Raw genomic sequence first — 22,773 nt, 5'->3', positions numbered from 1 at the left:
CCCGCACTTCCGCCGGTCAGCGTTGGATCGGGATCGTTCTTCTGGAGGCGACGAAGTCCGGGCGGGGGTTGCTCGCCGCGAACGGCTCCACCAGCTCGTTCTCCACGCTGTTGAACACCACGAAGATGTTCGAGCGCGGGAACGGCGTGATGTTGTTCCCCGAGCCGTGCATGCAGTTCGAGTCGAACCACAGCGCCGACCCCGCTTGACCCGTGAACTGCTCGATGCCGTGCTCGTAGGCCAGCTTCGTGATGTCGTCCTCCGTCGGCACCCCGATGCGCTGCTGCTTCAGCGACGACTTGTAGTTGTCGTCCGGCGTTTCGCCCACGCAGGACACGAACGTCCGGTGCGAGCCCGGCATGATCATCAGCCCGCCGTTGTACGGGTAGTTGTCGGTCAGCGCGATCGAGATGCTCACCGCGCGCATCGCCGGCATGCCGTCCTCGGCGTGCCAGGTCTCGAAATCGGAGTGCCAGTAGAAGCCCGTGCCCCGGTAGCCGGGCATGTAGTTGATCCGGCTCTGGTGCACGTACACGTCCGAGCCGAGGATCTGCCTGGCCCGGTCCAGCACTCGCGGATCACGCACCAGCTCCGCGATCAGCTCGCTCATCCGGTGCACCTCGAAGATCGAGCGGACCTCGTCGGAGCTGCGCTCCACGATGGTCCGCTCATCGGCCCGCACCGCCGGGTCCCTGGTGAGCCGTTCCAGCTCCTGCCAGTAGGTCTGGACCTCGGCCGGTGACAGCAGGCCCTCGACGACGTGGAAACCCTTGGCCTGGTGGGCCGCGAGCTCTTCCGCGGTCGCCGGGCCGGCCGTCACGCCGGGCCAGACGGTGGGGTCCTCTCGCCGGATCAACGCCGGCTCGGCGCTCACCCGGGTCGGATAGCGATCCTGGGTGCTCAGATCAGCGACGGTCATGGTTTGCGCCTCCTTCGCGAATTCCCGCCGGAGCGGCCGGTGCAGGTGGCACCGCCGCCATTTCTCGGTTCCTCGGTTAGAAGCGGCGCACGTATGCGCCCGCAACTCCCCACGTCAGCGCGTGGGAAGACCCGTCAACGCACGTGGCGGGCAACCACTTCCGGTTACCCGCCACGTGCGGTTCGCAAGCTCGAACAGCGAGTTCAGCCGGCGACCGGCGTCTCGTCGTCCTCCACGACCAGCGGGTACACGCCGTTCTCGTCGTGCACCTCGCGCCCGGTCACCGGCGGGTTGAACACGCACACCGTGCGCATGGTCGTCCGCGGCCGGACCTGGTGCTTGTCGTGGTTGTTCAGCAGGTACAGCGAGCCCGGCTTGAGCTGGTGGACCTCGCCGGTCGCCTTGTCCTCGATCTCGCCCTCACCTTCGGTGATGAAGACCGCCTCGATGTGGTTGGCGTACCAGAAGTCGTTTACCGTGCCGGCGTAGAGGGTGGTCTCGTGCACCGAGAAGCCGACCTTCTCCTTGGCCAGCACGATGCGCTTGCTGCGCCAGTTCTCCGTCTTGATGTCGGCGTCGGTTTCCTCGATTTCCGACAGGTGCCGGACGATCACAGTTCCTCCAGTGGATCTTCGTGGTCGTGCAGGTCAGTGGTCGTGAGTGTGCAACCGGGCTCCAGCCCGGTTGCACACTCACGACCGATCAGGCCAGGACAGACTGGACCGAGTCGCGGATGATCTGAAGACCCTGCTCCAGTTCGTCATCCGAAACGGTCAACGGCGGCATGATCTTGATGACCTCGCTGCTCGGGCCCGAGGTCTCCACCAGCAGCTTGCGGTCGAAGGCCGCCTTGGAGACCTTGCCCGCCACGTCGGTGTCCTCGAAGCCGAGCCCGCGCGCCAGCCCGCGGCCCTTGGCCACCGCGCCGTACTTGGCGGCGAGCTCCTCGAGCACCTCGCCGACCCGCTCGCCCTTGGCGATGGTGGACTTCTCCAGCGAGTCGTCGGCCCAGTACTGCTTCAGGGCCTCGGTGGCGGTGACGAACGCCGGGTTGTTGCCGCGGAACGTGCCGTTGTGCTCGCCCGGCTCCCAGACGTCGTGCTCCGGCTTGATGAGCGTCAGCGCCAGCGGCAGCCCGTAGCCGCCGATGGACTTGGACAGGCAGACGATGTCCGGCTGGATGCCGGCCTCTTCGAAGCTGAAGAACGGACCGGTGCGGCCGCAGCCCATCTGCACGTCGTCGACGATCATCAGCATGCCGTGCTTCTGGCAGAGCTCGTAGAGCCCGCGCAGCCACGCCGGCCGCGACGAGTTGATGCCGCCTTCGCCCTGCAGCGTCTCGACGATCACCGCGGCGGGCTCGTTGAGGCCGCTGCCGCTGTCCTCCAGCATCTTCTCGAAGTACAGGAAGTCCGGGACCTGGCCGTCGAAGTAGTCGTCGTAGGGCATCGGCGTGGCGTGCACCAGCGGGATGCCGGCGCCGCCGCGCTTCATCGAGTTGCCGGTCACCGACAGCGAGCCCAGCGTCATGCCGTGGAAGGCGTTGGTGAAGCTGATGATCGATTCCCGGCCGGTGATCTTGCGGACCAGCTTCAGCGCCGACTCCACCGAGTTGGTGCCGGTCGGGCCGGGGAACTGGACCTTGTAGTTCAGCCCGCGCGGTTTGAGCACGTTGCTCTGGAAGGTCTCCAGGAACGCGCGTTTGGCCACAGTGGACTGGTCCAGGCCGTGCGTGACGCCGTCGCGCTCGATGTACTCGATCAGTTTTCGTTTCAGCAACGGGTTGTTGTGCCCGTAGTTGAGCGCGCCGGCACCGGCGAAGAAATCCAGGTAGCCGGTGCCGTCCTCGTCGTAGAGGTAGCTGCCGCCGGCGCGGTCGAAGACCGTCGGCCAAGTGCGGCTGTAGCTGCGTACTTCCGATTCCAGGGTTGCGAAGATGTCGTTCACGATCCTCCGTTCGGCCAGGCAGCGCGTTGTGCGCGCGCCCGGCACTTCAAGAACAAGATTTCGTGCCAGGACGGCGGCCGTCAGGCTCCGGCGGCGGCCGCCGGAACGGGCTCGAAAGGCCCGATGCGGTACAGGTCCTCCCCCAGGTGCGCATCAGGGAACAGGTCGGCGGTGAACAGCTCGCTGCGTTCCAGGCCGGCCGAGCGCTTGCGCGCCAGCGCCGTGAACAGGTTGATCGATGCAGCGTTGTCAGCCGTGATCGTCGTCTCCAGGTACCGCACACCGCGCGGCAGCACGCGGTCCACCAGGTGGCCGAGGAGTCGGCCCGCCACGCCACCACCGCGCTGGGATGCATCGACGGCGATCTGCCACACGACGAGCGTGTCGGGGGCGTCCGGCCGGATGTAACCGGTCACGAATCCCACGACCGCACCGTCGGTGCGTGCCACCGCGGAGGTCTGCGCGAAGTCCCGGCACCACAACAAATATGCGTAGGACGAGTTCACATCGAGCACCGCCGAATCACGGGTGATTCGGTAGAGCTCAGGGCCGTCCGCGACGACCGGAGTATCGATCTCCAACCGTCCGGCTGAACCGCTGTCGCCATTCCGTTTGTCGATGTTATGGCTCGGTTTGTCGCCGGTCATGCTTTGCCAACTTAACAGAACATCCGTAACGCGTCAGGCTCTCGACGCGATAACTATCCGTCTACCAGGCGAGACGCGATTTTACACGTGAGAAGCACTACACAAACGTTGCAATGCGCTTCGGCGCGATGCTACCGATCGACTTCGGGATTGCTAGATCAATCCATTCAGTGCGGCCTTGACCTGCGCAAACGCTGAATTTCGCGGCGCCGTCGGGATGCATCAAGAAGAAGTTCTCAGATAGTCCGAAAAACTGCTCGGATCGGGTGAACATCAATGCACAAGCGGTCCGCCCGGGGCCTGCGGGCGCCCGGACGGACCGCTACGCGATCTTGATCTACACGCCCGCGATGGACTGGATCCAGTCGCGGTACTCGGTGATGTTGGTGTAGGCCGTGTTCGACTGGCGGTCGCTGGTCGAAGCCACGCCCACCTGCACGTTCCCGGAGAACATCGGGCCGCCGGAGTCGCCGCCTGCCGGGATGCCGTCGCCGCGGGTGGCGCACACCGCGGTGCCGCCGCGGTAGTCGCCGCACGCGATGTCGGTCACGTTCACGTCGGCGACCTTCAGAATCCGCGACTGGCACTGGATCTCGGGCTGGTCGGTGCAGGTCGCGCCCCAGCCGTAGGTCTGCACGGTCTGGCCGACCTGGACGTCGCCGACCGAGCCCAGCGGGGCGTACTCGGTCTGGACCGCGTGGTCGATGTTCACCAGCGCGAGGTCGGCGGAGTCGTGGACGTGGACTCCGCCGGGCTTGGCGTTGGCGCTCTCGCCCTGCGTCTGGTCGACGTTGCCGATGTTGAAGCTGAGGGAGCCGCCGCCGGCGACGCAGTGCTCGGCGGTGAGCACCCACTCCGGGGCGATGATGGTGGCGCTGCAGTTCTCCTGGCCGTTGGCGAACAGCCGCGCCGCCCAGGGTGCGCTGTCCACCTCCCGGCCGTCGATGATCTTGGTGGAGACGTCCGGCGGCGGGGTCTCCGCTTGGGCCGGGGCGGCGAAGGCGGCGACGGCCAACACGGCTCCGGCGAGTCCGGCGAGGTTTCGGGCGAGCGACACGCTGATCTCCTTCGGTTCACGAGGGCACAGCTGGTTCGAACCGAGAGGAGACTCTTCACTCGATCGAGTGAAGATGTCCATCGCTTGGGCACAATTCGCCAATTGCTGGTGAAAGATCGAAATTGATCAAGATGTCCGGAGGTCGCAGAAGTCGGACCGCCGTCGCGAATTCCCGTATTTCGCGGATCCGCGAAACGCGATCGAGATCAATTCCCTTTTCGTCGGGGCGGGTCGGGCTCGCGGGCCCGGCGCCGGGCGGGCGCTGCCGAACCGCGCATGATCGCATTCGGTCGGCGGGCTCGCGAGTTGAGGTGATTGCCCGCGCAATGGGGCATGTCAGCTGGTCAGCAAGGTCCTATTAGGACATCTACGCTGCCCCGCGTGATCAGAAACGTTGCACGGGCGGCAACCGCTGCCGTGATCGCGGCGGTTGCTTGGACTGCTGCGGGAACCGGTGCCGTCGCCCAGGCCCCCGGTGCCGGGAGCACCCTCATGCAACTCGACATCCGCAACGTCCCGACCGCGGGCATCGACGGGTTCGCCGGCCGGCTGGGGCAGGTCGAAGCCCCACTCGGCAACACCCTGGATTCGTGGGACCAGAGCGATCCCGACGGTGTCCGCAGCCGCGTCGGCGGGTGGAACGGAACCCCGGTCCCGCCGGGCACGGCCACCGCCCAGACCGCGGACGCCACCGGATCCCGGTCGGCGGAGGCGGCTTGGAGCGGATTCGGCGTCAAGCTCGTCGAAGGCGGCCCGAACGTGCTCAGCTTCGGCGCCGTGCACACCTGGGCGCGCTGCACCCAGGCGCCGCTCACGCCCGGCCAGGAGGCGTACGCGGCCAGCGACTCGAACACGATCTACCTGTTCGACAACCCGTCCCGGCCGGTGGGTGCGGGAACGTCGACGGTGACGACATCCGGGAGCGACCTCGGCCTGCCGGGGATCGGCGAAGTGACGTTGACGATCGCGGTTTCCCACGTCCGGGAGACCGGCGACGGGACCGCGCACGCGGCCCTCGAAGTCTCGGTCGACGCGGTGATGCGGGACGCCTCGGGCAACGTGGTGCACGACGGCAGCCTGCTGGACGTGACGGTGGGCGACGTCCGGGTTTCCTGCGAGGAAGGCGAAACCACGCCGCCGACGGAGCCGACCACTCCGACCGAGCCGACCGAACCGACCGAACCGACCGAGCCCACGGAGCCGACCGAGCCCACGGAGCCGACCGAGCCCACGGAACCGACGGAACCCACCACGCCTCCGACCTGCCCGACGGAATCGACGACCGCTCCGACGGAACCCACCGAGCCCACCCTGCCGACCGAGCCCACGGAGCCGACTTGCCCGCCGGTTCCGCCGTGCCCGGAGCCGCCGGACGGCACCTGCCCGCCCGGCCCCGGCCCGACGGACGGCGTCACGCCGCCGGGCGGCTGGAACCCGGGCCCGGGCGGAGGTGGCGGTATCGGCGGCGGTGACGGCGGATCGACGTCGAACCCGCACCACCTGGCGACCACCGGTTCGCCGGCGGGCCCGCTGACGATCGCCGGCGTTGCGTTGCTGCTGGCCGGGATCCTGCTGCTCCTGGTGCTGCGCAAGCGCCGGGTTGGCGACGAGCCCTGACGACAACGTCAAATATCGATCTGGTCGTGGTGGCGGTCCTCGATTTCGGGGTCGCCACCACGCTTTGCGCGGGGCTTTTCGCGCCGGGACGCGCGGTCGTTGGCGAGGACGACGGCGATCCACGGCAGCGCGCCCGTGACGACCACGATGCCGAGCGCCAGCAACCAGAAGTGCGCCAGCAGCCCGGCTGCGGTGAAGCCGACCAGGTGCACCACCATCAGCACGGCGTAGACCCTCTTGCGGTGCCGCTGCTCATCGTCGAGGGACGGTGCCGCATCGGTGATCAGCACGGCCTCTTCGCGCCGTCGTCGCATGGCCCACCTCCGGAGCCGGCTCCGCAGTTTCAATTGAAACTGCGGAGGTCCCGGCGCTTCCAGCGTGGCGCAATTCGACGGCCCGGTCACTGGTTCTGGCGGCGCAATTCGAGGTATTCGCGGAGCACGAGCACGATGATCGCCACGTCCAGCGCCGCGAACAGCGGCAGCACCACCGACTTCGTCTGCACCGCCCGCAGCACCTCGAAGACGACGAACAGGCCCAGCGCCACCATCGCCACCGGGTACAGCGGCATGATCTTGCGGAGCAGGCCGATCACCAGGCCGATCTTGATGACGCCGTGGGCGATCAGGTAGGTGATCACGAACGTCCGGTTGCCGCCGGCGAAGTGCTGCAGGGCCTCCTCGAAGTGGCCGGCCAGCGGCCCGGCCGGCGGGCCCAGCAGGTCCCGCGTGACGACGGCGTGGCCGAGCCGCGTGATGGTGTTGGGGGACAAGAAGATCAGCAGCACCCCGGCGATCAGCTGCACGGCGCCGTCCAGGCCCTTGAGCAGCACGGCGACGCGGAAGAGCTTGTCGGTCAACGTGGTTCGGGTGCCCATGGCGCCATCATGCGGCCCGGGGCCGGGTCCGGCGATCTCGCGCGACTTTCGGTCAAATTGGTAAATACCACTTTTTCCGAAATCTTGTTTCCGGTCGCGAAATTTGTCATAAAAGTTCTTGATGACGATCGGATGAACACCGGACCAATCGCGGAATTGGTCCTGTCGCGAAGGGATTCGGGAATGAGCGGTCGGACGAAACGTCTGCTGAGAACCGGGCTGGTGGCGGCGTTCGTCGCCGCGCTGTCGATCCCGCAGGTCGCGGCAGGGACCGAGGCGCAGCCGGTGGCGAACGCCGCGAACCCGGCGCCCGCGGCGGCCGAGACGTGCCCGGTGAAGTCGAAGCCCGCGGGCAAGGTGCTGCACGGCTACTGGGAGAACTGGGACGGCGCGGCCAACGGCGTGCACCCGCCGTTCGGCTGGACGCCGATCACCGACCCGGCCATCCGCGAGCACGGCTACAACGTGATCAACGCGGCGTTCCCGGTCATCCGCTCGGACGGCACCGTCCTGTGGGAAGACGGGATGGACAGCACGGTGAAGGTGGCCACGCCCGCCGAGATGTGCGAGGCCAAGGCGAACGGGCTGACGATCCTGATGTCGATCGGCGGCGCCACGGCGGGCATCGACCTGTCGTCCAGCGCCGTCGCCGACCGGTTCGTCGAGACGGTGGTCCCGCTCCTGCAGAAGTACAACTTCGACGGCATCGACATCGACATCGAGACCGGCCTCAGCGGCAGTGGCAACATCAACGAGCTCTCGCCCTCGCAGGCCAACCTGATCCGCATCATCGACGGCGTGCTCGCCAAGATGCCCGCCAACTTCGGCCTGACGATGGCGCCGGAGACCGCGTACGTCACCGGTGGCAGCGTGACCTACGGATCGATCTGGGGCGCGTACCTGCCGATCGTGAAGAAGTACGCGGACAACGGCCGGCTCTGGTGGCTGAACATGCAGTACTACAACGGCAGCATGTACGGCTGCTCCGGCGATTCGTACCAGGCGGGCACGGTCCAGGGCTTCGTGGTGCAGACCGACTGCCTGAACAACGGCCTGGTCATCCAGGGCACCACGATCAAGGTGCCCTACGACAAGCAGGTTCCCGGCCTGCCCGCCCAGCCGGGCGCGGGCGGCGGCTACATGTCGCCGGGCCTGGTGGCCCAGGCGTGGAACAACTACAACGGCGGCCTGAAGGGCCTGATGACCTGGTCGCTCAACTGGGACGGCTCGAAGTCCTGGACCTTCGGCGACAACGTCAAGTCCCTGCAGGGCCGCTGACGGCCCTGCGTGCGGGTCGCGGGTCCGTCCGGTTGGCGCAGCAGCCCGGGACCCGCGGCCGGAGGGCCTGGACGCAGGTCCTACCCGGGTGGCCGGTCGGCGCGGGGCATGCGCTGACCGGCCACCCGCTCGCTCATCACTTCCCAGAAAGTAAGTACCCCACTAATTAGTCGGTACTTGTCGGACTCATCGGTTGCGGAAACGATTCCGGTATCGGAAGAAGCACCGAGGAGCGTCGAAGTTGAGCAACGAAAAGGATTCCCGAGTCAGCCTTCTCGGTCTGGGCGAGATGGGCGGCGCGCTGGCCGCCGCAGTCGTCGAGGCCGGGTATCCGACCACGGTCTGGAACCGGTCGGCGGGCAAGGCCGACGCGCTGGTCGACCGGGGCGCGGTCGAAGCAGGATCGGTTCGCGAGGCGGTGGCCGCCGCCGACGTGGTGGTGGCCTGCCTGTACGACGCGGCTTCGGTCCACGAGGTCCTCGACCCGGTGGTCGACGAGCTCGCCGGCCGGACGCTGGTCAACGTCACCACGACCACGCCGGAGCAGTCCCGGGAGTTCGCGGCCTGGGCCGCCGGGCACGGCGTGGTGTACCTGGACGGCGGCATCATGGCCGTCCCGTCGATGATCGGCCGGCCGGGGTCGTCGATCCTCTACAGCGGGTCGGAGCCCGCCTTCGAACAGCACCGGCCGCTGCTGGACCTGTGGGGCGAGAGCGCCTACTTCGGCGAGGACGCCGGGGTGGCGTCGCTCTACGACCTCGCGCTGCTGTCGGGGATGTACGTGATGTTCGCCGGATTCGTGCACGGTGCGGCCATGATGGCGCCCGCCGGGGTGTCGGCGGGTGACTTCGCCGAGCGGTCGGCGGCCTGGTTGTCGGCCATGACCGGTGGGTTCGCCGGATTCGCCGCCGTGATCGACGGCGGCGACTACACCGTGGACGGGCAGCAGAGCCTGGAGTTCTCCAGTCTCGGCGACATCATCGACGCCAGCGCCGCCCAGGGCATCAGCACCGAGGTGATCGGCATGGTGCAGAACCTGATCCAGCGCCAGATCGACGCCGGCCACGGCAAGGAGGGCTTGGCCCGCATCATCGAGAGCATCAAGAACCCGAGCTGAGCGGGAACGCGATCTCCCCCGAGTCGTGAGTGGGAATTCCGGTTCTCGGGGAACTGGTCGAGGGCGGCACGCTGGGCTACCAGGTCACCGTGGGAGACCGGCTGCGCGTGATGTTCCTCAGCGGCACCGCGAACTTCGTCGAGCGGGAGGTCGCCGGGGCCAGGCCGGATGTGCTCGTCCTCGGCTCCAGCGGCAACGCGGCGGTGCACGACTACTTCGAACGCGTGCTCCAGGCGCTGGGCTGGCCCCGGATCGTCGTCCCCTGCCACCACGACGACCTGGTGACGGCCCTGGACAAGCCGGAAGTGCACGACGGCGTGAACCGCGAGGTCGTCGCCACCCTGCAGAACGTCCTCGGAGACCGGGGCCTCGATCCACGCCACCTCCAGCAATTCCAGCTCTGACCGGTCTCCCGGCGAACGGCGGTGCTGGGTGGCCGGTCGGCGCTGACCGGCCACCTGGTTCTCAACGTGCCCAGACGCCCGCCGCCGAGGCCGCCTTGGCGTAGGCGGCGAAGTCCCGGGGCTCGCGGCCCAGGACGGTCTGGACGCCTTTGTGCAGCTCCGCGTACTCGCCGCGGCGGAGCGCCGCGAACGTCTCAAGCGACCACGCCAGCTGTTCGTCCGAGACACCGGCCGCGCGCATGCGGGCCGTCCACTCCTCCACGGGAACGTCCACGTACCGGACGGGCAGGCCCGTTTCGCGGCTGATGATCTCGAGCACCTCCGGGAACGACAGCGCTCGGGGACCGGCCAGTTCGTAGATCCGCCGCGAGTGGCCCTCGGTGGTCAGCGTTTCGACCGCCACCTCGGCGATGTCCGCGACGTCGATGTACGCCGAGCGGGCCGCGCCGAGCGGTAGCCGCAGTTCGCCGTCGCGGACGGCTTCGGGGTACGGCCTCGAGGCGAAGTTCTGCTGGAAGGCGCCTGGTCGCAGGATCGTCCAGTCCAGCGCCGATTCCGTCACCGGTTCCTCGCGCGAGAGCATCGGCCGGCTGCCGTATCCGGCGCTCAATCCCGAGAGCAGTACGAGCTTCCCGATCCCGGCGGTCTCGGCGGCGGCGACGAAGGAGGCGACGGATCCGGCGGAGAAGGACGGTTTCATCGGAGTCACGACGTACACCGCTCGCACGCCGTCGAGCGCGGCGGGCCAGGTCTCCGGGGCGTCCCAGTCGAACCGGGTCCCGGCCGAGCGGGCGGCCGCGCGCACCGCCCTTCCGCGAGCCCGCAGCCCGTCGGCGACCAGCCGCCCGGTCTTGCCCGTCGCGCCGAGGACCAAGGTGATGTCTGCTGTCATGCGTCCACCTCAACTCACGAACGGCTGGACGATCCATGGGTGATCGGCTCCGATGCCTTCGCGTTCGTCTACGTTGAACGGGTGGATGCGCTGGCCGACGTGTTGCGAGCAGTTCGGGCCGACGGGGCGGTGATCCGGCAGAACATCGCCTCGCCGCCGTGGTCCTGGCTGAATGACGAGCCCGCGCCGCTGACGCTTTACGCGGTGCTGCGCGGCGAGGTCTGGGTGGTTCCGGACGGGGGCGAAGCCGCACCGCTGCGGGCAGGCGACACCGCGATCGTGCGCGGACCTCGGCCGCACGGGATCGCCGACAGCCCGGACACGCCGCCGCAGGTGCGCATCCACCACGCGCGGCACTGCACGAGCACGTCGGACGGTGCGACGCTCGCAGAGGAGGACAGCCCGCGGCTCGGCCCACGCACGTACGGCAGCCTCGCCGAAGCCCCGGTCGCGCTGGTCACCGGCGCGTACCGGCTCGCGGGTGACATCGGGCAGCGGCTGCTGGATGCACTGCCGCCGCTGATCGTCGTGCCGGCTTCCGCAGGCGGTCCGTCGTCGGCCGTGGCCCTGCTCGCCGAGGAACTCGACGTCGATCAGCCCGGTCAGCAGCTCGTCCTGGACCGGCTGCTGGACCTGCTGCTGGTCCGGACCCTGCGCGCCTGGTTCGCCAGCCCGGGAGCGGAACCGCCGGCCTGGTACCGGGCGCTGGCCGATCCCGTCGTGGGCGCGGCGCTTCGCGCGATGCACGGCGATCCCGGCCATGCGTGGACCGTCGCTTCGCTCGCGGCTGCGGCGGACGTCTCGCGAGCGGCGTTCGCGCGGCGCTTCGCGGAGCTGGTAGGCGAACCGCCGCTGTCGTACCTGACGTCCTGGCGGATGGCGTTGGCGGCGGACCTCCTGCGCGAGCCGGGCGCGACGGTGGCATCGGTGGCGCGGAAGGTCGGCTACCAGAACGACTTCGCCTTCAGCACCGCATTCAAACGCGTGCGCGGCGCCAGCCCGAGCCAGGTTCGTGCTCGTGAGCGATGACTCCGGTTCTTACCGGAACGAACACTCACGAGCCGGGGGGTGGCCGGTCGGCGCGGGGCCTGCGCCGACCGGCCGTCCGCTCGATGCCTCGGGGTCGGGGGGAGGCGGCATCGGGCGGAGTCTCGGTCACGCCGTTCGGCGATGGGGATTCGCCTTGTGGCGCAACCAGGTCCGGAGCTGGGCGGCCACGTCGGCCTCGTCCGCCCAGCCGTGACCTATGTGGACGGTGTCGATCAGGTGGGCGTCGTCGGGGGAGCTGCCGATGTCGCCGCGGTGGACGGTGAAGTAGCCCGCGCCGCGTCCCCAGCGGATGGTGTAGGCCTCGGTGGGCGAGAGCCGTTCGACGCGCCAAGCCATCGGCAGGAAGCGATTCGGCTTGGTGTGCTTCACCCGGACCACGCGCGGTGGCTTGGAGTTCTGGGCCACGGCTACACCGCCACCCGGAACAGTCCCGGATCGCGAAGCGCGTGCCTGCCGTAGCAATCCGTTGACACCTGGTCGTTCTCGACGCGCGCGATGAGGCGTTCGACGGTCAGCGCGCCATCGCCGGAACCGGAGTGCTGACCGGTCGGCTCGCGGCCGTTCAATCGGCACAACGCGATGACCAGCACGGCGAGGCCGGGCACGTATCCCGCGAAGAACCACAGCAACCAAGTCATCCCAGTCCTCCGTTCCGAAGCAGGTCATCGCCGGGAAGCCACAACGACCGCGACCGAGCCAAGCTCGGCGCGCCGGGCGAGCCGTGCGGCGGAAGCTCAAGCAGCGCGCGGACCGCATCGGCTACCGGCCCGTACCGGTGCCAAACCGCTTGTGGTGAGCCGGTTTCCAGGTCTTCGACGCGGAACCGCGCCGCGAGCGCGTCGTCGGCCGAGCTCGCCCGGAACATGTCCATCGCCCCGTGTTCGACCCGGTGTCCTTGCAGGACAAGGACATCGTCGAACCGAGGCAGGTGCAGGAACCGAAACCCGGCCCGAACACTCGCCCGCAACGCATCCAGATGCGGAACCAGCCACGGATCGGGCCTCATGTCGTTCGCAACCACGTCAACCCCCGAAGTCTCGGTGACATGTCACGATAGGTTTCTATCAGAACGAAATCCTACGATGACATGTCACGGAGAACTTTCATCCGAACGGGAGCCAGTGAGGTCGTGAGTGGCAATGGTTGCCTGAGCGACCATTGCCACTCACGACACCGGGGCACTCGTGCCTGAGGCGTGAATGCCAGGAAGCATGGAAAGCTGATCGACATGCCAACACCGACAGTGCTTCAGCTGCAGCTCGGCAAGGAACTGAAGCGGCTTCGTGAAGATCGCGGTTTGACTCTGGCCGAAGCCGTTGAGGTGTTGGGCAACAAGGAAACCAAGCTCAGTCGTCTTGAACGAGGTCAGAGCAGTGTCCGCACGCTCGACATCCAGGTTCTCCTCGACAAGTACGGAGCGACGGACGAGGAGAAGGCATGGGCGCTGGAGACTGCTAAGCACTGCAACCAACGCGGACGCTGGTCCGGCTACCGATCCGTCTACGCAAAGCATTTCCGGATGGCAGTCGACCTTGAACAGGACGCCAGCACGATCCGCTACTACCAGGCCGAGCTAGTACCTGGACTTCTCCAGTCCGAGGGCTACATGCGGGCGATGTTCACCGAGGGCGGCCCGCGAGTGTTCGATCAGTCAATCGACAACGCCATCAGGGCGCGGCTGGAGCGACAGAAGATCGTCGACCGCTCGTCGGCGCCCGAGATCGGGTTCGTGATGTCGGAGTCATCTGTGCTTCGGCAGGTCGGTGACGCAAAGGTGATGCGTGAGCAGCTGCTACACCTCGCCGAGGTGGCGACGTTGGCAAACGTCCAGCTGCAGATCCTGCCGTTCAAAGCCAGGACTTACCCGCCTGCTTGCACCTACCCGTTCACGACTTTCCGCATTCCGTCGCCGGGCAAGGCCGGGCCGCTGGAGTTCGTCTACCTGGAGGACTTTCACGACGGCCGATACCTCGACGAGGAGGACGACGTCGAGACGTACAGTCACTTGTGGGCACGGCTCACAGGGGCAGCACTCGATCCGGTGGCCTCTCGTGACTACTTGCTCCGCGAAGCGGACAACTATCTGTGATCAATCGTCCTCCAGGAGGGTCAGCATGAACGCGAGCGCGTTCACCAACTGGCACAAGTCGACTAGGAGCAGCGGGAATCCGCAGCAGTGCGTCGAGGTTGGCGCTGCTCCTGGCGCTCGTGGCGTTCGGGACTCCAAGCTCGGCGAGGCGAGCCCGGTCCTGGCGTTCAGCCGTGACGCCTTCGCGGCCTTCCTCGGCCAGGTCAAGGCTGGCCGGTTCCGCCGGTAGGTGGTCGTGAGTGTTTTGGAGCGCTATGGCGATCCAAAGTGCTCACGAGACATGAGCTGCCGGAACTTCAGCTCCGGCCGTTCGAACCAATGCGCCCCGCTCGGCCGATGCCGGGCGGGGCGTTTTTGTGCTGCAATCGACAGATCGTCTGATTTCGTCAAAAGCGCAGGTCAGGTACCTTTGGAGCCGCTGAGGGGACTCGAACCCCTGACCGTCCGCTTACAAGGCGGGCGCTCTACCAACTGAGCTACAGCGGCATGCACTTCCGTCGTGCGGGGACATCGTATGCGTCCATCCGCCCGGGGTGGAAAGCGGCCGCGCGACCGGCGCCGGGCGGTGACTTCCGGTGCGGTCGACGACTGGCCGGAAATCAGTGATGGACGACACAGATTGTGAGTGCAACGGTCGGCTCATGACAGGCGATGCCCGAGGGGAAGATCAGGCACGGCGGCCCGCCCGCAAGGCGGCCCGGCAGGAAGGAAGACCAGCAGTGGGAATCACGCACCGCGCCCGCGGTGTGCTGCGGCGGCGCGACCCGGAACTGACCATGCCGCCCGGGGCTCGCAACGTCGTCTACGGGCCGGCTCTGCCCGACGAATCCACCGTCCACCTCGTGCTCGACCTCGGGCTGCGCATCGGCGAGGTGCAGATGGCCAGCGGGGCCGGCGCCTCGGACGTGACCGCGACGATCATCGCCGTCGTCAGCGCCTACGGTCTGCCGCACACCGAGGTCGACGTCATCTACACGTCGATCACGGTGTCGACCTACCGAGGCACCGACCTGCCGCCGATCACCTCGCTGCGAGTGGTCCGCAACCGCTCCCTGGACTACACGCGCCTCGCCGACGTCGAGGCGCTGCTGCGGCGGATCACCGCCAATGAGCTGACCGCCGCCGAGGCCTACGCCGAGCTGGACCGGATCACCACCGCGCCGCACCCGTTCCCCCGCTGGGTCGCCACGCTGTCCTGGGCCGGCATGGCCGCCTCGCTGGCCGTGCTGCTCGGCGGTGGCTCCACCCCGCTGCTGCCGCTGGTCGCCGCCGGATCGACCGCGCTGGTGGACCGCGTCGGGCGGTTGCTGAACAAGCGCGCGCTGCCGTTCTTCTTCCAACAGGCCGTCGGCGGGGCGATCGCCACCGCGGTCGCGCTGGGCTGCTACGCCACCGGCATGCTGGACAACGCCGCGTTGGCGATCGCGGCGAGCATCATCGTGTTGTTGTCCGGTATGACCGTGGTCGGTTCCATGCAGGACGCCATCACCGGCTACAACGTCACCGCCGCAGGCCGGATCGCCGAACTGGCCCTGATGTCCGCCGGGCTGATCGCCGGCGTCGTGCTTTCGCTGTACATCGGCGTGCGCATCGGCGGTGAGTCCGTCGGCAGCCTGGATGCGCAGAGCCTCGGGCGCGCCGAAGTGCTGGCACCGGCCCTGCACCTGCCCGTGCAGATGCTCGCCGGTGCGTCCACGTCGGCATGCTTCGCGCTCGCCAGCTACGCGCCGCCGCGGCCGCTGCTCGCGGCCGGGATCGGCGGTGGCGTGGCCGCGGCGGTGCACTCGCTGCTGACGCTGGTCGACGTGCACACCGTGCTGGCCGGGGCCGTGGCGACGACCGTGGTCGGTTTCATCGGCGGGATCATCGCGCGGCGGCTGCGGATCCCCGCGCTGGTGATCGCCGTTTCCGGCGTCGCGCCGCTGCTGCCCGGATTCGCGACCTACCGCGGGCTGTACGAGCTGTCCGTGCTTGGCAGCCCGACCGGCGTCGCCACGCTGATGCTCGCCGTCGCCACCGGGCTCGCGCTCGGTGCCGGCGTGGTGCTCGGCGAATATCTCGCGCAGCCGGTCCGCTCCCGGCTCGGTAGGTTGGAACGCCGGTTCGCCGGGCCGCGGATGTCCGGCCCGCTGCGCCCTGCCAAGCGCCGGATCGACTGATCGGTTGCGGGTCTTCCGGCGGCGTTCCGACGGGCCGGACGACCCACGGGCCGACCGGCCCGGTTTGCCCCACACGCAGCACGCAGCAGCAGGTTGGATTGGCTAGCCTCGCGACAGGTGGCCAACACGGCGGGAGGAATACCGGTGAGCAAGGGCAGCACGCCCGATCGAGCGGACTTCGTCGTGGTCGCGAACCGGCTGCCGGTGGATCTGGAACGCCTCGACGACGGCACGGAACGCTGGCGGCACAGCCCCGGCGGGCTGGTCACCGCGCTGGAGCCGTTCCTGCGCGCCCGGCGCGGCGCGTGGGTCGGCTGGCCCGGCGTCGCCGACATCGAGGTCGAACCGTTCAGCGACGACGGCCTGCAGCTGCACCCGGTGCCGCTGTCGGCGGACGAATTCGCCGAGTACTACGAGGGATTCTCCAACGCCACGCTGTGGCCGCTGTACCACGACGTGGTCGTGCCGCCGGTGTACAACCGCGCCTGGTGGAACTCCTACCGGCGGGTCAACAAGCGGTTCGCGGAGGCCGCCGCCGAGGTCAGCGCCGAAGGCGCGACGGTGTGGGTGCAGGACTACCAGCTGCAGCTGGTCCCGGCGATGCTCCGGGAGCTCCGGCCCGATCTGCGCATCGGGTTCTTCCTGCACATCCCGTTCCCGCCGGTCGAGCTGTTCATGCAGCTGCCGTGGCGCACCGAGATCGTGCGCGGGCTGCTCGGCGCCGACCTGGTCGGTTTCCACCGGCCTGGCGGCGCGCAGAACTTCCTGTGGCTGGCCCGTCGGCTGGCCGGCTTCGAACCCAGCCGCGGCCAGGTCGGCGTCCGCTCCCGGCCCGGCGTCGTGCAGGTCGGCGACCGCACCGTGAGCGTCGGCGCGTTCCCGATCTCCATCGCCGCCGCCGGGCTCGACAAGCTGTCGCGCACCAAGGAGATCCAGCAGCGGGTGAAGACGCTGCGTGCCGAGCTCGGCAACCCGAAGAAGATCATGCTCGGCGTCGACCGCCTCGACTACACCAAGGGCATCGACGTGCGGCTGCACGCGATGCACGAGCTGCTCGCCGAAGGCCACATCAAGGCCGAGGACGTGACGATGATCCAGATCGCCACGCCCAGCCGGGAACGCGTCGAGCACTACAAGCAGATGCGCGAGGACATCGAGCGCGAGGTCGGGCGGATCAACGGCGAGTTCGGCCGCGTCGGTCACCCGGCCGTGCACTACCTGCACACCTCGGTGGACCGCAGAGACCTGGTGACCTTCTACTGCGCCGCCGACGTCATGGTCGTGACGCCGGTGCGGGACGGCATGAACCTGGTGTGCAAGGAGTACGTGGCCTGCCGCCACGACCTCGGCGGCGCGCTGGTGCTGAGCGAATTCGCCGGTGCTGCGGCCGAACTCACGAGCGCGTTCCTGGTGAACCCGCATAACCTGGACGGGGTCAAGGACGCGTTGCTCGCGGCCCTCGACATCGACGAGGCCGAAGGACGCCGTAGGATGCGCGCACTGCGTAGGCAGGTGCTCACGCACGATGTCGACCGCTGGGCGCGGTCGTTCCTCGAAGCGTTGGGCGCACCGCTCGTGGAGTAGCCGCGAGTAACCGGTCCACAACACGGACGGCCCGGCCTCAGCGATACTTGTTCGAACCGCTCGCCGTCGACGGTCACCACCGTGGCGCGAACGGGATCGATCCACAAACGACTTGACCGCGCCCCCCTGAGGAGTATGGCGTTGACCGCCGAAGCCCTTCCTGCCGAGCTGCGTCGCGTGATCGTGCAGCTCGCGCGGACGCCTCGACTTCTGGTCGCCTGCGACTACGACGGCACCCTCGCCCCCATCGTGGCGGACCCCACCCAGGCCAAACCGCTGCCCGAATCGGTGCACGCCCTGCGGTCGCTGGCCGCGCTGCCGGCGACCACCACGGCGGTGATCTCCGGCCGCGCGCTGCGCGACCTCGCCACCCTGTCCCGGCTGCCCGCCGAGGTCTACCTCGTCGGCAGCCACGGCTCGGAGTTCGACGTCGGGTTCGTGCACGAACTCGAACCCGAAGCCACCCAGCTGCGCACGGAGCTGCAGATCGCCCTGCAGGACATCGTGCGCGGTAAACCCGGCGTCACGCTGGAGAACAAACCCGCCAGCGTCGCGGTGCACGTCCGGCGCGCCGAAGCCGAGGTCGCCGAGGAGGTGCTGGACACCGTCCGCACCGGCCCGGCGGCCTGGGAAGGCGTGCAGGTCACCGAGGGCAAGGCGGTCATCGAGCTGGCCGTGGTGCAGACCGACAAGGGCAACGCGCTCGACGCGCTGCGCCACCAGGTCGGCGCCACCGCGGCCATCTTCCTCGGCGACGACGTCACCGACGAGAAGGCATTCGCCCGGCTGCACGGCCCCGACCTGGGCATCAAGGTCGGTGACGGGGAGACGCTGGCGGCCTACCGGATCGGCAGCACCACCGAGGTCGCGACCGTGCTGGCGTTCCTGATGGAGGAACGGCGCACCTGGCTCTACGGCGAGCAGGCCCCGCCGATCGAGCGGCTGACGATGCTGTCCAACGAGCGCACCGTCGCCCTGGTCACCCCCGACGCGCGGCTGACCTGGATGTGCCACCCCGGCCCCGACTCGGCCGCGGTGTTCGCCGACCTGCTCGGCGGCCCCGGCGCCGGGCACTTCACGATCCGCCCGCAGGGCGGCAACGGCGCCCAGCGCAGCCCGCTGCCGCTGGGCCAGCGGTACGTGCCGAACACCATGATCGTGGAAACCCGCTGGTCGCGGCTGCTGGTCACGGACTACCTCGCGCACGGCACCGACAGCCACCGCACCGACGTGGTCCGGGTGATCAGCGGCAGCGTGCCTGCGGCGGTGGAGTTCGCGCCGCGCCCCGAGTTCGGGCAGGTGCCGGTGCGGCTGACCGCCGAGGCCGGCGGGCTGCGGGTGCAGGGCACCGCCGAGCCGATGGTGCTGTACTCGCCGGGCGTGCAGTGGGAGATCACCTCCGACGGCATGCACGAATCCGCGCACGCGGTCGTCGACCCGCGCGAGGACAACCCGGTCGTGCTGGAGCTGCGCTGCGGCACCGACGACCTGTCGTCGGCGGACGCCGAGGTCGAGCGCCGCGACGTGGCCGACCGGTACTGGTCGGAGTGGATGAAGACGCTGTCGCTGCCCGACGTGGAGCGCGACCTGGTCGCCCGCTCCGCGCTGACGCTGCGCGGGCTGTGCAACACCGACACCGGCGGGATCATGGCGGCCGCCACCACCTCGCTGCCGGAGGAGATCGGCGGCGTCCGCAACTGGGACTACCGGTACTGCTGGCTGCGCGACGGCGCGATGACCGCGCAGGCGCTGGTCACGCTCGGCTCCACGGGCGAGGCCGAGGCGTTCCTGAACTGGCTGCACCGGGTGCTGGAGACGCTGCCCGGCCCGGAGCGGCTGCACCCGCTGTACACGCTGCAGGGCACCGGGCTCGGCCCGGAGGCCGTGATCGACAGCCTGCCCGGCTACGCCGGATCGCGGCCGGTCCGCGTCGGCAACCTCGCCGACCAGCAGGTGCAGCTGGACGTGTTCGGGCCCGTGGTGGAGCTGATCACGCACCTCGCGCAGGCCACCGGCCGGATCCGGGACGTGGACTGGGACCTGGTGAAGGCGATGGCCGAGGCCGTCTCGCACCGCTGGTTCGAGCCCGACCACGGCATCTGGGAAGAGCGCGACGTGCCGCGCCACCACGTGTACTCCAAGGTCATGTGCTGGGTGACGCTGGACCGCGCGGTGAAGCTGGCGACCGCGTACGGCCGCGAGGCCGACCCGTCGTGGGCGCCGCTGCGCGACCAGATCGGCCAGGACGTGGTCAAGAACGGCTGGCACCCGGACGTGCAGGCGTTCACCACCGCCTACGAGGGCTCGGACCTGGACGCGGCGTCGCTGCACGTCGGGCTGTCCGGGCTGATCGACCCGTCCGACGAGCGGTTCCAGGCCACCGTCACGGCGATCGAGGCGGAGCTGCGCAGCGGGTCCACCGTGTACCGCTACCGCCGCGACGACGGGCTGCCCGGCGACGAGGGCGGCTTCCACCTGTGCGCGGCCTGGCTGATCGAGGCGTACCTGCTGATCGGCCGCCGCACGGAGGCGGAGGAGCTGTTCCAGCAGATCGTCGACACGGCCGGTCCGACGGGGCTGCTGTCGGAGGAGTACGACCCGATCGCGGAGCGCTCCCTGGGCAACCACCCGCAGGCGTACTCCCACCTGGGCCTGATCCGCTGCGCCCAGCTGCTGTCCGCATAGTTCTGTCGAGGAGAGGCGAACGGCCTGTTCGCCACGCTCTACGGCGCAAACGGTCCGTTCGCTTCCGCCTGCCGGGAGAGGTGAGCGGGCCGTTCGCTTTGTTCGGTGGGGTGAATGGCCTGTTCGCCTCGTTCTGCGGCGTGATCGGCCCGTTCGCTTCCGCCTGTTGGGTGGAGTGAACGGACTCGCCACTCAGCGCGCCGATTGGTCCGTTCAACGTTCAACTGGTCACGATTTGGGCGATTGATGTCATCCCGTCGGGGGCGGGCTAATACGCTCTGTGCCGGACGCTCGCACGAGGGGAAGGCGGACGGGTGAACGGACTGACCGCAACGCTGATCGTCGTGATCATCGTGCTGATCGTCGTCGCGGTGTTCGCCGTGATCATGGGGATGCGGGCCAAGCGGTCCGCCGCGAAACCGGAAACCCGGCCCACCGATCCGTTCCACACCGGTGACCAGGACTCGCTGCGCGGCGACCCGCGGGCGCTGAAGGCCGGCGACATCGTCGAGGTGCGCGGCGGCACCTACACCGTCCGCGGCACCATCCGGCTCTCCGAAGGCGGCTGGACCTGGGCGGAGCACCTGCTCGACGACGCCAAGGGCGGGCAGGTGTGGCTGGCCGTGGAAGAGGACCCGGACCTGATCCTCTCGCTGTGGACGCCCGTCGCCGACGCCGGCGAGCCCGGCCCGAAGACGATCGACTTCGGCGGCCGCACCTACCACTCCGAGGAATCCGGCAGCGCCGAGTTCCGCAGCGAGGCCACCACCGGCCTGGCCGAGCGGGGCACCGTGCGCTACCACGACTACGAGGCCTCGGACGGATCGATGCTGGGCTTCGAGTCCTACGGCGACGCCGACTGGGAAGCCAGCAGCGGCGAAGCGCTCAGCCGCTATGACGTGCTCATCTACCCGACGGCGGACTGACCGGTGAAACCTCGCTTCTGGTTCGTGATCGCCGGCGCCGCCGCGGTATTGGCCCTGATCATCGGGCTGGTGACGATCTTCTCCACCGGCACCGGGCCGCACGGCTACGTCGCGAAGAACTACACCCGCGCCGCCCACCTCGACCTGTCCGGCGACTCCGACAACCGGGCCTACACGAGCCCGAAACCGCCGAGCGTCGTCGCCGCCGAGATCACCTCGAAGTGGCGCCCGCAGTCCCAGTACGCCGACTCGTCGGGCATCTACCTGCGGTACTCCGGCGACGCGGTGATCATCCAGCCGCAGGCGCCCGGATCGGTGATCCACCTGATGGACTCCGACCGCGCCTACCGCCGCTACCACAGCCACGTCGGCGGCGTCTGGGGCTGGAGCAGCCCGCACGGCGAGAGCTTCCGCGGCCGGGGGCCGGGAGCGGGCAAATGAGCGGCAAGAAGGTCGGACTCGTCGTGACCGCGGGCGCCGTCATCGCCGTCGGCCTGGCGGTCGCCGGGACGATCGGCGGCGAGTCCGCGCAGAACACCTTCACCTCGGAGGAAACCACCTACTACCTGGACGGCACGAGCTACTCGGGGCCGCCGATCGAGCGGTTCACCCCCGCCGATGCGCAGCAGCTCGCGCAGCGGCTCGCGGAGGCGGAGCGGGCGCACGGGGTGTGCTTCGGCTGGAAGCTGGTCGACGGCTCGACGGAGCAGTTCGACCAGGGCTCCAGCCGCGGCCCCGGCGTCCCGGCCGACAGCTGCCCGCGCTGGGCCGAGACCCAGGTGTTCGTCGCGGCCGGCGACACCGACGACGACGCCGACGCGGCCGACATCAAGGTCGCGGCGTCCGGCGACCTCGACGCGCAGCTGGACGCGGACGACTTCGTGAACCTCGGCGTCACCGCCGACTCGCTGGCAGCGGAACCGGTGACCGCGACCGGGCAGGCCGCGCTCGGATTGCCCTTGCTGCTGGTGGAGAACGGCGTGCTGACGGCGCCGCGGGCGACCGAGGACGCCTCGGGCACCGCCTCGGTCCCGCCGCTGCCGAAGGGCGACGGTTCGGGCTCGGACTGGGTGCCCTGGGCCTGGCTCGGCGGGCTGGGCGTCGTCGTGGTGCTCGGCTTGCTGCTGGGCTTCCGGGCCCGCGCGAAGCAGAAGTCCACATCGGACACTCCGCCCGCACCGCCACCGGGGGGACCGCAGGGGGCAGCGCCGCCGCAGGGAGATCCGCCGCCCGGGCGTCAGCCCGGACCGCAGGGCGGCCCGCCTGGGCCTCCGCAGGGAACGCCGCCGCCCGCGCCGCAGGGCCCGCCACCTGGCGGATCGCAAGGGCCGCCGCCTGCACCGCCGCTGCAGGGGCCGCCGCCGAGCGGACCGCACCCGCCGCGAGGACCCTCGGCTCCGGGGCAGCAGGGGTGGCCTCCGCCGCCCGGGGGCCCGCGGCAGTCCTGGCCACCGCCGCCGCAGGGACCGCCGCCGGCAGGTCCCCGCCGCTGACCGCACCGAACACGACACCAGGAGGGCCTCAC

At 69.2% G+C, this 22,773-nt stretch carries 23 protein-coding genes and 1 tRNA gene; 13 read left to right on the top strand and 11 right to left on the bottom strand.

Annotated features, from left to right (window positions below; translation table 11 throughout):
• Window positions 1-16: 16 nt before the first annotated feature.
• From thpD to AB0H93_RS04000, 5 genes are all read right to left on the bottom strand, one after another.
• Window positions 17-919: an ectoine hydroxylase gene (gene thpD, locus AB0H93_RS04020; RefSeq protein ID WP_358567081.1), complete on the bottom strand. Its 903-nt coding sequence runs from the start codon at window positions 917-919 to the stop codon at window positions 17-19.
• Between the two features lie 203 nt (window positions 920-1,122).
• On the bottom strand, window positions 1,123-1,533 hold the full coding sequence (locus tag AB0H93_RS04015) for an ectoine synthase (protein ID WP_358567078.1): 411 nt from the start codon (window positions 1,531-1,533) through the stop codon (window positions 1,123-1,125).
• Between the two features lie 88 nt (window positions 1,534-1,621).
• Window positions 1,622-2,866 carry a diaminobutyrate--2-oxoglutarate transaminase gene (gene ectB, locus AB0H93_RS04010; RefSeq protein ID WP_358567075.1) on the bottom strand — a complete coding sequence of 415 codons (1,245 nt, stop codon included), beginning with the start codon at window positions 2,864-2,866 and terminating at the stop codon, window positions 1,622-1,624.
• A gap of 80 nt (window positions 2,867-2,946) precedes the next feature.
• A complete protein-coding gene (ectA, locus tag AB0H93_RS04005; protein ID WP_132484584.1) occupies window positions 2,947-3,447 on the bottom strand; it encodes a diaminobutyrate acetyltransferase in 501 nt (166 codons plus the stop codon).
• A 403-nt stretch (window positions 3,448-3,850) separates the two neighbouring features.
• The gene (locus AB0H93_RS04000) at window positions 3,851-4,570 is read right to left on the bottom strand and encodes a trypsin-like serine protease (RefSeq protein ID WP_358567072.1); all 720 of its coding nucleotides are present in this window, start codon (window positions 4,568-4,570) and stop codon (window positions 3,851-3,853) included.
• Window positions 4,571-5,062: 492 nt separating this feature from the next.
• Between AB0H93_RS04000 and AB0H93_RS03995 the strand changes: the two genes are divergently transcribed.
• Window positions 5,063-6,187, top strand: a complete 1,125-nt coding sequence (locus AB0H93_RS03995) for an LPXTG cell wall anchor domain-containing protein (RefSeq protein WP_358567069.1) — start codon at window positions 5,063-5,065, stop codon at window positions 6,185-6,187.
• Between the two features lie 8 nt (window positions 6,188-6,195).
• On the opposite strand, the gene AB0H93_RS03990 is transcribed toward AB0H93_RS03995, so the two are convergent.
• Both AB0H93_RS03990 and AB0H93_RS03985 read right to left on the bottom strand, forming a co-directional pair.
• Complete coding sequence (locus AB0H93_RS03990) at window positions 6,196-6,501, bottom strand: DUF3099 domain-containing protein (protein ID WP_358567066.1); 306 nt, start codon at window positions 6,499-6,501, stop codon at window positions 6,196-6,198.
• A gap of 86 nt (window positions 6,502-6,587) precedes the next feature.
• The gene (locus AB0H93_RS03985; protein WP_358567063.1) at window positions 6,588-7,064 is read right to left on the bottom strand and encodes a DUF2127 domain-containing protein; all 477 of its coding nucleotides are present in this window, start codon (window positions 7,062-7,064) and stop codon (window positions 6,588-6,590) included.
• 183 nt (window positions 7,065-7,247) lie between these two features.
• Between AB0H93_RS03985 and AB0H93_RS03980 the strand changes: the two genes are divergently transcribed.
• From AB0H93_RS03980 to AB0H93_RS03970, 3 genes are all read left to right on the top strand, one after another.
• Complete coding sequence (locus tag AB0H93_RS03980) at window positions 7,248-8,342, top strand: chitinase (protein ID WP_358567060.1); 1,095 nt, start codon at window positions 7,248-7,250, stop codon at window positions 8,340-8,342.
• A gap of 241 nt (window positions 8,343-8,583) precedes the next feature.
• Window positions 8,584-9,459, top strand: a complete 876-nt coding sequence (locus AB0H93_RS03975) for an NAD(P)-binding domain-containing protein (RefSeq protein WP_358567057.1) — start codon at window positions 8,584-8,586, stop codon at window positions 9,457-9,459.
• A 29-nt stretch (window positions 9,460-9,488) separates the two neighbouring features.
• Window positions 9,489-9,863, top strand: coding sequence for a hypothetical protein (locus AB0H93_RS03970; RefSeq protein WP_358567055.1), 375 nt, complete (start codon window positions 9,489-9,491; stop codon window positions 9,861-9,863).
• A gap of 61 nt (window positions 9,864-9,924) precedes the next feature.
• Here AB0H93_RS03970 and AB0H93_RS03965 read toward each other — a convergent pair whose 3' ends face one another.
• Window positions 9,925-10,755 carry an NAD(P)H-binding protein gene (locus AB0H93_RS03965; protein ID WP_358567052.1) on the bottom strand — a complete coding sequence of 277 codons (831 nt, stop codon included), beginning with the start codon at window positions 10,753-10,755 and terminating at the stop codon, window positions 9,925-9,927.
• A 39-nt stretch (window positions 10,756-10,794) separates the two neighbouring features.
• On the opposite strand from AB0H93_RS03965, the gene AB0H93_RS03960 reads away from it, so the two are divergent.
• Window positions 10,795-11,784: an AraC family transcriptional regulator gene (locus AB0H93_RS03960; RefSeq protein WP_358567049.1), complete on the top strand. Its 990-nt coding sequence runs from the start codon at window positions 10,795-10,797 to the stop codon at window positions 11,782-11,784.
• A 126-nt stretch (window positions 11,785-11,910) separates the two neighbouring features.
• On the opposite strand, the gene AB0H93_RS03955 is transcribed toward AB0H93_RS03960, so the two are convergent.
• Together AB0H93_RS03955 and AB0H93_RS03950 are read right to left on the bottom strand one after the other, a co-directional pair.
• A complete protein-coding gene (locus AB0H93_RS03955; RefSeq protein WP_358567046.1) occupies window positions 11,911-12,210 on the bottom strand; it encodes a hypothetical protein in 300 nt (99 codons plus the stop codon).
• A 2-nt stretch (window positions 12,211-12,212) separates the two neighbouring features.
• Window positions 12,213-12,443 carry a hypothetical protein gene (locus AB0H93_RS03950; protein WP_358567044.1) on the bottom strand — a complete coding sequence of 77 codons (231 nt, stop codon included), beginning with the start codon at window positions 12,441-12,443 and terminating at the stop codon, window positions 12,213-12,215.
• A 590-nt stretch (window positions 12,444-13,033) separates the two neighbouring features.
• Here AB0H93_RS03950 and AB0H93_RS03945 point away from each other — a divergent pair.
• Window positions 13,034-13,894, top strand: coding sequence for a helix-turn-helix transcriptional regulator (locus AB0H93_RS03945; protein ID WP_358567042.1), 861 nt, complete (start codon window positions 13,034-13,036; stop codon window positions 13,892-13,894).
• Between the two features lie 25 nt (window positions 13,895-13,919).
• On the top strand, window positions 13,920-14,123 hold the full coding sequence (locus tag AB0H93_RS03940) for a DUF397 domain-containing protein (RefSeq protein WP_358567039.1): 204 nt from the start codon (window positions 13,920-13,922) through the stop codon (window positions 14,121-14,123).
• A 181-nt stretch (window positions 14,124-14,304) separates the two neighbouring features.
• Here AB0H93_RS03940 and AB0H93_RS03935 read toward each other — a convergent pair.
• Window positions 14,305-14,380 (bottom strand) — tRNA-Thr (locus AB0H93_RS03935).
• 233 nt (window positions 14,381-14,613) lie between these two features.
• Here AB0H93_RS03935 and AB0H93_RS03930 point away from each other — a divergent pair.
• From AB0H93_RS03930 to AB0H93_RS03905, 6 genes are all read left to right on the top strand, one after another.
• Entirely contained in the window at window positions 14,614-16,053 is a 1,440-nt protein-coding gene (locus tag AB0H93_RS03930; protein ID WP_358567036.1) for a threonine/serine exporter family protein, read from the top strand.
• Between the two features lie 144 nt (window positions 16,054-16,197).
• Window positions 16,198-17,637, top strand: a complete 1,440-nt coding sequence (locus AB0H93_RS03925; RefSeq protein ID WP_358567033.1) for a trehalose-6-phosphate synthase — start codon at window positions 16,198-16,200, stop codon at window positions 17,635-17,637.
• A gap of 135 nt (window positions 17,638-17,772) precedes the next feature.
• Window positions 17,773-20,322: a trehalose-phosphatase gene (gene otsB / locus AB0H93_RS03920; RefSeq protein ID WP_358567030.1), complete on the top strand. Its 2,550-nt coding sequence runs from the start codon at window positions 17,773-17,775 to the stop codon at window positions 20,320-20,322.
• A 314-nt stretch (window positions 20,323-20,636) separates the two neighbouring features.
• Window positions 20,637-21,248, top strand: a complete 612-nt coding sequence (locus tag AB0H93_RS03915) for a DUF4178 domain-containing protein (protein WP_358567027.1) — start codon at window positions 20,637-20,639, stop codon at window positions 21,246-21,248.
• A gap of 3 nt (window positions 21,249-21,251) precedes the next feature.
• Complete coding sequence (locus tag AB0H93_RS03910; protein ID WP_358567024.1) at window positions 21,252-21,689, top strand: DUF4247 domain-containing protein; 438 nt, start codon at window positions 21,252-21,254, stop codon at window positions 21,687-21,689.
• Entirely contained in the window at window positions 21,686-22,741 is a 1,056-nt protein-coding gene (locus AB0H93_RS03905) for a hypothetical protein (protein WP_358567021.1), read from the top strand. Before AB0H93_RS03910 ends, AB0H93_RS03905 begins: the two co-directional genes overlap by 4 nt.
• The last annotated feature ends 32 nt before the right edge of the window (window positions 22,742-22,773 follow it).

Origin of the sequence: Saccharopolyspora sp. NPDC050642, assembly GCF_040654735.1 — a bacterium.
Taxonomy (GTDB): Bacteria; Actinomycetota; Actinomycetes; order Mycobacteriales; family Pseudonocardiaceae; genus Saccharopolyspora; species Saccharopolyspora elongata.
Note: the sequence above shows the minus strand (reverse complement) of the source record. Positions and strands in the feature narration are given on the sequence as shown.

Bases quoted from the DNA above. Each gene is read 5' to 3' on its own strand.
- AB0H93_RS03950 (WP_358567044.1), bottom strand. From the start codon at position 12,443: ATGACTTGGTTGCTGTGGTTCTTCGCGGGATACGTGCCCGGCCTCGCC.
- AB0H93_RS03940 (WP_358567039.1), top strand. From the start codon at position 13,920: ATGAACGCGAGCGCGTTCACCAACTGGCACAAGTCGACTAGGAGCAGC.
- thpD (WP_358567081.1), bottom strand. From the start codon at position 919: ATGACCGTCGCTGATCTGAGCACCCAGGATCGCTATCCGACCCGGGTG.
- AB0H93_RS03945 (WP_358567042.1), top strand. From the start codon at position 13,034: ATGCCAACACCGACAGTGCTTCAGCTGCAGCTCGGCAAGGAACTGAAG.
- AB0H93_RS03980 (WP_358567060.1), top strand. From the start codon at position 7,248: ATGAGCGGTCGGACGAAACGTCTGCTGAGAACCGGGCTGGTGGCGGCG.
- AB0H93_RS03990 (WP_358567066.1), bottom strand. From the start codon at position 6,501: ATGCGACGACGGCGCGAAGAGGCCGTGCTGATCACCGATGCGGCACCG.
- AB0H93_RS03985 (WP_358567063.1), bottom strand. From the start codon at position 7,064: ATGGGCACCCGAACCACGTTGACCGACAAGCTCTTCCGCGTCGCCGTG.
- AB0H93_RS03995 (WP_358567069.1), top strand. From the start codon at position 5,063: ATGCAACTCGACATCCGCAACGTCCCGACCGCGGGCATCGACGGGTTC.
- otsB (WP_358567030.1), top strand. From the start codon at position 17,773: ATGGCGTTGACCGCCGAAGCCCTTCCTGCCGAGCTGCGTCGCGTGATC.
- AB0H93_RS03905 (WP_358567021.1), top strand. From the start codon at position 21,686: ATGAGCGGCAAGAAGGTCGGACTCGTCGTGACCGCGGGCGCCGTCATC.
- AB0H93_RS03965 (WP_358567052.1), bottom strand. From the start codon at position 10,755: ATGACAGCAGACATCACCTTGGTCCTCGGCGCGACGGGCAAGACCGGG.